This is a genomic window from Mycobacterium sp. (genome assembly GCF_040398885.1).
Taxonomy (GTDB): domain Bacteria; phylum Actinomycetota; class Actinomycetes; order Mycobacteriales; family Mycobacteriaceae; genus Mycobacterium.
The window spans coordinates 1-7944 of sequence record NZ_JBBATF010000151.1 but is presented as its reverse complement, the minus strand read 5'-3'; the positions used below and the strand labels follow the sequence as shown (position 1 = coordinate 7944).

At 71.7% G+C, this 7944-nt stretch carries 8 protein-coding genes; 5 read left to right on the top strand and 3 right to left on the bottom strand.

Annotated elements, in window-relative coordinates:
* Positions 1 to 911 (top strand): 3-hydroxyacyl-CoA dehydrogenase family protein (locus ADBZ5U_RS13090; protein WP_526810852.1); only part of this gene is annotated, 911 nt, incomplete at its 5' end.
* A 178-nt stretch (positions 912 to 1089) separates the two neighbouring features.
* Here the strand turns inward: ADBZ5U_RS13090 and ADBZ5U_RS13085 are convergent.
* Positions 1090 to 2739 (bottom strand): DNA repair helicase XPB, encoded by a 1650-nt coding sequence (locus ADBZ5U_RS13085; protein WP_526810850.1) that lies wholly within the window; start codon positions 2737 to 2739, stop codon positions 1090 to 1092.
* A gap of 33 nt (positions 2740 to 2772) precedes the next feature.
* A complete protein-coding gene (locus ADBZ5U_RS13080) occupies positions 2773 to 5025 on the bottom strand; it encodes a helicase-associated domain-containing protein (RefSeq protein ID WP_526810848.1) in 2253 nt (750 codons plus the stop codon).
* Between the two features lie 56 nt (positions 5026 to 5081).
* On the opposite strand from ADBZ5U_RS13080, the gene ADBZ5U_RS13075 reads away from it, so the two are divergent.
* The 4 genes from ADBZ5U_RS13075 to ADBZ5U_RS13060 are packed head-to-tail and all read left to right on the top strand — an operon-like array spanning position 5082 to position 6700.
* Positions 5082 to 5312, top strand: coding sequence for a hypothetical protein (locus ADBZ5U_RS13075; protein WP_526810846.1), 231 nt, complete (start codon positions 5082 to 5084; stop codon positions 5310 to 5312).
* Positions 5313 to 5319: 7 nt separating this feature from the next.
* Complete coding sequence (gene moaC / locus ADBZ5U_RS13070) at positions 5320 to 5805, top strand: cyclic pyranopterin monophosphate synthase MoaC (protein WP_526810844.1); 486 nt, start codon at positions 5320 to 5322, stop codon at positions 5803 to 5805.
* Entirely contained in the window at positions 5802 to 6278 is a 477-nt protein-coding gene (locus ADBZ5U_RS13065) for a MogA/MoaB family molybdenum cofactor biosynthesis protein (RefSeq protein ID WP_526810842.1), read from the top strand. Before moaC ends, ADBZ5U_RS13065 begins: the two co-directional genes overlap by 4 nt.
* A complete protein-coding gene (locus ADBZ5U_RS13060) occupies positions 6275 to 6700 on the top strand; it encodes a molybdenum cofactor biosynthesis protein MoaE (protein WP_526810840.1) in 426 nt (141 codons plus the stop codon). Before ADBZ5U_RS13065 ends, ADBZ5U_RS13060 begins: the two co-directional genes overlap by 4 nt.
* Before the next feature lie 10 nt (positions 6701 to 6710).
* Here ADBZ5U_RS13060 and ADBZ5U_RS13055 read toward each other — a convergent pair whose 3' ends face one another.
* On the bottom strand, positions 6711 to 7622 hold the full coding sequence (locus ADBZ5U_RS13055) for a transglycosylase family protein (RefSeq protein ID WP_526810839.1): 912 nt from the start codon (positions 7620 to 7622) through the stop codon (positions 6711 to 6713).
* Positions 7623 to 7944: the final 322 nt, after the last annotated feature.

Here is a 7944-nt window from a genome sequence, read left to right as displayed (position 1 = left end):
AGAGCCAGGAACTCAAGCACAAGGTGTTCCAGGAGATCGAGGACATCGTCGAGCCCAACGCCGTACTCGGCTCCAACACCTCCACGCTGCCCATCACCGGGCTGGCCACCGGGGTCAAGCGCCAGGAGGACTTCATCGGGATCCACTTCTTCTCCCCGGTGGACAAGATGCCGCTGGTCGAGATCATCAAGGGCGAGAAGACCTCCGACGAGGCGCTGGCCCGGGTCTTCGACTACACCCTGGCCATCGGCAAGACCCCGATCGTGGTCAACGACAGCCGCGGCTTCTACACCAGCCGGGTGATCGGCACCTTCATCAACGAGGCGCTGGCCATGCTCGGAGAGGGTGTGGAGCCCGCGTCGATCGAGCACGCGGGCAGCCAGGCCGGCTACCCGGCTCCGCCGCTGCAGCTCTCCGACGAGCTGAACATGGAGCTGATGCACAAGATCGCCGTCGCCTCCCGCAAGGGCATCGAGGACGCCGGGGGCACCTATGTGGCGCATCCGGCCGAGGTCGTGGTGGAGAAGATGATCGCCCTCGGGCGGCCGTCGCGGCTGTCCGGCGCCGGGTTCTACGAGTACGCCGACGGCAACCGCACCCGGCTGTGGCCGGGTCTGCGCGAGGAGTTCAACTCCGGCACTTCCAAGCCGCCGCTGCAGGACATGATCGACCGGATGCTGTTCGCCGAGGCGCTGGAGACCCAGAAGTGCTTCGACGAAGGTGTCATCAACACCACCGCGGACGCCAACATCGGCTCCATCATGGGTATCGGGTTCCCGCCGTGGACCGGCGGCGCCGCGCAGTTCATCACCGGCTACCCCGGTGGCAAGGCCGCGTTCGTGGCGCGCGCCAAGGAACTGGCCGCCCGGTACGGCGATCGTTTCAACCCGCCGGCCTCGCTGCTGACCTAGCCGTCGGGTTCGCGAAGGGCCCTCGAAACCGCCGTGTCGGGGGCCCTTCGCGAAGGGGCGGGGTGCCTGCCGAGTCCCCCCCGCAGACACCCCGCCAGTCGAACGTAACCGACTAACGCCCGGTTTTGTCGGAGATCGGGAAAGCCGGGGTGCCGGTCGGGCGGGGCGCAAACCCGGGCTAGATAGCCGGCCCGAGCAGGTCGTCGGCGTCGGTGATGATGTAGCCGTAGCCCTGCTCTGCGAGGAACCGCTGACGGTGGGCGGCATAGTCGGCATCCAGGCTGTCCCGGGAGACCACCGAATAGAACACCGCTCCGCCGCCGTCGTGCTTGGGCCGCAGCAGCCGGCCCAGCCGCTGGGCTTCTTCCTGCCGCGAACCGAAGGTGCCCGAAACCTGCACGGCCACTGAGGCTTCCGGCAGGTCGATGGAGAAGTTGGCGACCTTGGAGACGACCAGCGTCCTGACCTCACCGCGGCGGAACGCGTCGAACAGCGCCTCGCGTTCGGCGTTCTTCGTCGAGCCCTGAATGACGGGGGCGTCGAGTTCCCTACCCAGTTCGTCGAGCTGGTCGAGGTAGGCGCCGATGACCAGGGTCGGCTCGCCGTCGTGCTTGGCCAGGATCGACTTGACCACCGCCACCTTCGTGCGGGCCGTGGAGCAGAGCTTGTAGCGCTCCTCGGGTTCGGCGACGGCGTACTGCATCCGCTCGTTGTCGGTCATCGTCACCCGCACCTCGACGCATTCGGCCGGGGCGATCCAGCCCTGCGCCTCGATGTCCTTCCACGGCGCGTCGTAGCGCTTCGGGCCGATCAGGCTGAACACGTCGCCCTCACGGCCGTCCTCCCGGATCAGCGTCGCGGTCAGGCCCAGCCGCCGCCGTGACTGCAGGTCGGCCGTCATCCGGAAGACCGGCGCGGGCAGCAGGTGGACCTCGTCGTAGATGATCAGCCCCCAGTCGCGGCTGTCGAACAACTCCAGGTGCCGGTACTCACCCTTGGTGCGGCGGGTGATGACCTGATACGTCGCGATGGTGACCGGGCGGATCTCCTTGCGCTCACCGGAGTACTCGCCGATCTCATCCTCGGTCAGCGACGTGCGGGCGATCAGTTCCCGCTTCCACTGCCGCCCGGCCACGGTGTTGGTGACCAGGATCAGCGTGGTCGCGCCGGCCTTGGCCATGGCGGCGGCGCCGACGATCGTCTTGCCCGCACCGCAGGGCAGCACCACCACGCCCGATCCGCCGGCCCAGAACGAATCGGCGGCCATCTCCTGGTAGTCGCGCAGTTCCCAGCCGTCCTGGACCAGGCCGATGGGATGCGCCTCGCCGTCGACGTAGCCGGCCAGATCCTCGGCGGGCCAACCGATCTTGAGCAGCATCTGCTTGACCCGGCCCCGCTCGCTGGGGTGGACGGCGACGGTGTCGTCGTCGAGGCGCGCTCCCAGCATCGGGGTGATCTTCTTGTTCCGCAGCACCTCCTCGAGCACCGCACGGTCCAGGCTGACCAGGCTCAGGCCGTGCGCCGGGTGCTTGACGAGTTGCAGCCGCCCGTAGCGGGCCATGGTGTCGACGATGTCGACCAGAAGCGGCTGGGGGACGGCGTAGCGGGAGAAGGTGACGAGGGCGTCGACCACCTGCTCGGCGTCGTGGCCCGCTGCCCGGGCGTTCCACAGCGCCAGCGGGGTGATCCGGTAGGTGTGCACGTGTTCGGGCGCGCGCTCGAGTTCGGCGAACGGCGCGATCGCGGCCCGGGCGGCGCCCGCCTGCTCGTGGTCCACCTCGAGCAGGACGGTCTTGTCGCTCTGAACGATCAGGGGGCCGTCAGTCACGCCGCCCCCGGCTCCTCGACGTCATGGGGGCCATTATCCCGACTCCGCCGACATGACCGACGTCACGCGGTGGACGGCGAACTCGCGGGGTCTGCCCTGGGTCGGGTCCCACGCCATGAGTTGCCCGCCGCGCACCGCCAGCGGCCGGACCATCCGCTGGGTGGCGACGCCGGCGGCGTCGACGTATCCGATCAGCACGTCGGTGCCGTGCACGGCGGCCTGCCGCAGCAACGCGATCGCGACCGCCGGGTCCATCCGCATCCCGGTCAGCGGCGAGGAGTCGACCCGGCGCAGCATCGACACCACGGTCGAGAGGCTTTCCGCACTCGGCCGCGACGGCGGGCGCGGCGACCTCCGCACCGGATTCGCCGGCACCCGGGCGTCGCGGCGGCGCAGGTCCACGACGGCTCCCGAGGAGTCCTCCGCGGCGGGGGCGAAGCCGTCCCGGCGCAGGCCCGCCAGCACCTCGGCGATGGGCGCCTGGGACACCGCCACGGTCGGCGCCAGCAGCCGGACTTCCAGGCCGGCCAGCGCCGGGGCGGCGACGGCGTGGGAGAGCAGAACCGGATCGTCGCAGCGGATGAAGGACGCCGCGATGCCGACCCGGAGCCGGCCGTGGCGGCGTGCGACGTCGTTGATCAGATAGCTCAGACCTTGCGGCACAGGGGTTTTGGAATACCTCTCGAAGAAGCGCTGCAGTCCGTCAGCGGTCCGCCCGGTGTCCAGAGCGTGGCGGACGGACTGCTCGCCGACCCGGTACACCATCGCCGCGCCCGCCGACTCGACGGTCGCCACCGCGCCCAATTCGTCGGCGATCTCCCGCAGCAGGGGGCCGGGCACCACCACGGTCAGGTCGGCCTGCACCAGGAAATGGTCGACGGGGGCGGGCAGGGCCGCGGCCATCGCCGCCAGGGCGGAATCGCCGCCGCCGCCGCCCAGCAGGGCCCGGGCCGGGGTACTCAGCGCGTTGCGTCCGGTCAGCCCCACCGCGTGGGCCTCGTCGAGCAGATGCCCGACCGGGACCGGTTGCAACCGCGCCGCCCACCGGGGCCGCCGCCAGACCAGCGCCCGGGAGGCGCTTACGGCATCGACGCCGGCACCCCTGGGAAGGCCGGCCAGCAGGCTGAGCAACAGCGCCCGGTCCATCGGAGCGGCGGTGGAATACAGCGAATCCGACAGGGCGCCGTAGGTTTTGCCGTCCGGGCCGCGGTCGCCGATGAGGCCGGGGCGGGATGGAAGCTCAAGCCAGGCGACGGCGAGCTGAAGCCATCGGGACTCCGCCGGGGCTTCGGCGAAACGGTCGGCGGCCACCGTCGGCGCCCAGAACGTCGCCGCATCCGGCGCCGGCACGCCCGGGACGCCGCTGGCGATCAAACCGGCCGCCGCCGCCAGTTCCAGAATCAGTCCGAGTCGCTGTTCGCCGATTCCGGTGATCTTGGCCAGCCGCTTGGCCTCCCGCACGCCGAGGCCGCCGCTGCGCAGTTCGGGCACCGGCGCCGCGGACAGCGTCTCCAGGACGACCTCGACCTGGCGGATCAACTCCATCACCGCACCGGCCGCGGACGCGTCGACGTCGGCGGCCGAGGTGGTGCTCACCACCGGATCCGGCGCCGCAAGGCCGATCGGTCCCGGCTGCTCCCCGCGCAGGATCTGGCCGACGACGCGGGGCAGCAGGACGGTCTCGGCATCCACCTGGCGCAGCAGTCCCGCGGCCAGCAGCCGCTGCACCGGGCGATCGGCCGGCGCGCCGGCGGCGGCGTCGCGGGTGCGCCCGACCGGGGGGCCGGCGACGAGTCGCTCCAGCACCTCGCGGGCGGCGTCGTCGAGGCCGTCGAGGGCCTGCCCGAGCTCGTCCGCGGCGTCCGAATCGGTGACCGCCTGACCCGGATACCAGGGCAGCGCGGCGCCGGCTTCCGCCGAGACCCGCAACTCCTCCTCGCCCCAGGTCAGGGCGCGGGCGCGCAGATCGTCGAGGGCGTCGTTCAGGTCGGTGTCGGAGGCGCGCTCCCCGATCAGGCGCTTGAGGACGTCGACCGGTACGGCGGCGTGGTCGGCGCCCAGGACGAGCAGGCCGTCCATGACGGCCAGCCGCAGGAAGTCCAACTCGTCGGCCGCGGCCTTGATCGATTGCCGTGATGCGGCGCGGGCGGCCAGGGCGGCGATGCTGCCGGGCGCGGGTTGGGCCAGGTCCGGCCGCAGTCCGAGCAGTCCGACCAGACGCTCGTCGGACAGACCGGACAGCCACGCGCCCAGTGGCACGCTGCGGGTGGCTTGCTGCTCGGTCATCGCCGACAAGGGTAATTCAGTCGGCTTCTGGGAGATTTCTCCGGACAAGTGCCAGAATGAAGGACGTGGCTGAGAACTTGCAGAAACACAGGTACGTCGACAACGGCTGGCCGACCCGCGATCCCGAGGACCACCCGGTCAGCGAACTCGCCTCGCCCATGGTGGGGGCGCTGTCGCCGTTCGGCGACCTCACTTTCCCGCTGCCGGCTTCGACGCTTCCGTACGTCCACCCGGTCACCTCCGTCAACAAACCCGACCGCTTCCGGCGCCTGCGCGAAACTTCCTGAGCCTTTCGTGAGCAGCGGGCGGCACCGGTTGTCGCACGTCGACGACCACGGCGCCGCTCGGATGGTGGACGTCAGCGGTAAGCCCGCGTCCGACCGCCGCGCGACCGCGACCGCGACCGTGCACACCACGCCGCAGGTCGTGGGGTTCGTCGCCGACGCCGATCTGCCCAAAGGCGACGCACTGGCGACCGCCCGGGTGGCCGGCATCCTGGCCGCCAAACGAACCAGCGACCTCATCCCGCTGTGTCACCAGATCGCGCTGAGCGGTGTCGACGTCGACTTCGTGATCGGCTCCAGCGCAATCGAAATCACCGCCTCGGCGCGCACCACCGACCGCACCGGCGTCGAGATGGAGGCGCTGACGGCGGTGACGGTCGCGGCCCTGGCCGTCTACGACATGATCAAGGCCGTCGACCCCGAGGCGCGCATCGACAACGTGCGCGTCATCCGCAAGGAGGGCGGCAGCACCGGCGATTGGACGCACTCGCGGTGAGCCGGACGGCACGGGTGGTCATCGCCTCCGACCGCGCGGCGGCGGGAGTCTACGACGACCGCTGCGGCCCGATCATCCGGGACTGGCTGACCGGCCGCGGGCTCGCCGTCCCGGACCCCGAGGTGGTCCCCGACGGCGAACCGGTGGGCCTGGCACTGCGGTCGGCGGTGCGCGACGGCGTCGACGTGGTGATCACCTCGGGCGGCACCGGGATCTCGCCCACCGACCGCACCCCGGAGGCCACCTGCGCGGTGCTGGACTACCAGATCCCGGGACTGGCCGACGCCATCCGGCGCTCCGGCCTGCCCGCGGTGCCCACCGCGGTGCTCTCCCGCGGAGTGTGCGGTGTCGCCGGGCGCACCCTGGTGGTCAATCTGCCCGGCTCCACCGGCGGCGTCCGCGACGGGTTGGGCGTCCTGGCGGAAGTCCTCGACCACGCCCTGGACCAGTTGGCCGGAGGTGACCACCGATGACTCGGATCGTCCGCGCTGCGGTGACCGGGGAGAGGCTGCTGCTGACCGAGCACGAGCACCTCGTCGCGCACGAATCCGCCGGCGCCGTAGTAGGTTTCGCCGGCGCGGTGCGCAACCACGACGGCGGCCGGGAGGTGCTGCGCCTGGACTACTCGGCGCACCCGCACGCCGAGCAGATCCTCTTCGAAGTCCTCGCCGAGGTGGCGGCCCAGGCGACCGGGGTTCGGGCCATCGCGGCCAGCCACCGCGTCGGCACCCTGCAGATCGGCGACGCCGCCATGGTCGCGGCGGTCTCCGCCGACCACCGGGCCGCCGCCTTCACCGTGTGCGCGCGACTGGTCGACACGGTGAAGGAGCGGCTTCCGGTCTGGAAACACCAGTTCTTCGCCGACGGCACCGACGAATGGGTGAACTGGGCGTGACCGCCGCTGTCTAGCCGGCCGGCGGCGCCGCGGAACCCGGGGCCGGGCCGGCGGACGGGACCGGGCCGGTGAAGGAACGCTGGGCCAGGGCCAGCAGGAACTCGTCGCGGTCGATCTCGTTGTTCTTCACCGCCTGCCACAGATCCTTCAGGTACGACACGTTCGGGTTGCCGCCCGGGGCGCCGGGGTCGGTGCTGGTGCCCGGCGGCGGGCTGTCCGCGCTCGGCAGATGCTGCACACCGTCGGCCGGCGCCGGAGCGGCGGCGGCGACGGGCGCCGGGACGACTACGGGCGCCGGGACGACGACGGGCGCCGGGACGACTGGAGGCGCCGCGGGACCGGCCGGTGCCGGCACGGTCTGCGAGATGGAGATGACCGCCGGTTGCGGGCCGGCCGCGGGCGGCGCGACCGGGGGAGCGTCCGGTGCGGGAGTCGCGGCCGGCGCCGCTGCGGCGTCGGGAGCCGGAACCGGCACCTCCGGCAGCGGGTTGTCCAGCGGGGCGGCCGGGGTGTCGGCGGGCGCCTCGGCGGAGGTCTCGACCGACACGTCGCGCGGCGTCGGCCCGGACAGTCCGCGCCCGCAGACCGGCCAGGCGCCCCTGCCCTGCCCGGCGAGGACGTTCTCGGCGATGGCGATCTGCTCGTCGCGGCTGGCCAGGTGCGCCGCGGAGGCGAACTGTCCGCCGCCGAAGCCCAGCCAGGTGCTGGGGGCGAACTGCAGGCCGCCCTGGTAGCCGTTGCCGGTGTTGATCGCCCAGTTGCCGCTCGACTCGCAGGAGGCAACGGCGTCCCACTCGGAGTCGGTCGCGGCCTGCGCCTGGGCCGTCATGCCGAGGCTGCCGCCGCTGATCACCGCGCCGGTGACCGCGATCCTGGCCACGCTGAATGAGGTCGTCGTGGGTTTGCGATGGCGTCCGCTCATTGATCGGTTCCTCTCTGTGGGGCCCGCGCCTGCGAAGTCCGCTGTCGGTTCCGGGCTGATCAGGTTGCCCGGCCGCGGCACGCTTGCCGACGGTCCGCCGCCTCCATCCGAGAAGTTCTCGTTGTTCTCTCCGCTCCGGTGGATGGAGCTCGGCGCGGGGGGCGGAGAGGGCCCGCCTAACCAGCACGGGCCAACGAGAACGGTATCGGCTGCCCAGCAAACCTCCGTCATCGCCGAAAAGAGGCGTTTCGCCAGCTGGCTGGGAATGAAAGGGCCCCGAAGGCCCGGCGTAAGGGCTGATCAGAGCCCAACTTGATAGGGC

What these genes read in the sequence shown, in the direction of transcription:
- ADBZ5U_RS13075 (WP_526810846.1), top strand. Translation starts at nt 5,082, where the DNA reads ATGAAGGACGTGGCTGAGAACTTGCAGAAACACAGGTACGTCGACAAC.
- ADBZ5U_RS13055 (WP_526810839.1), bottom strand. Translation starts at nt 7,622, where the DNA reads ATGAGCGGACGCCATCGCAAACCCACGACGACCTCATTCAGCGTGGCC.
- ADBZ5U_RS13060 (WP_526810840.1), top strand. Translation starts at nt 6,275, where the DNA reads ATGACTCGGATCGTCCGCGCTGCGGTGACCGGGGAGAGGCTGCTGCTG.
- ADBZ5U_RS13080 (WP_526810848.1), bottom strand. Translation starts at nt 5,025, where the DNA reads ATGACCGAGCAGCAAGCCACCCGCAGCGTGCCACTGGGCGCGTGGCTG.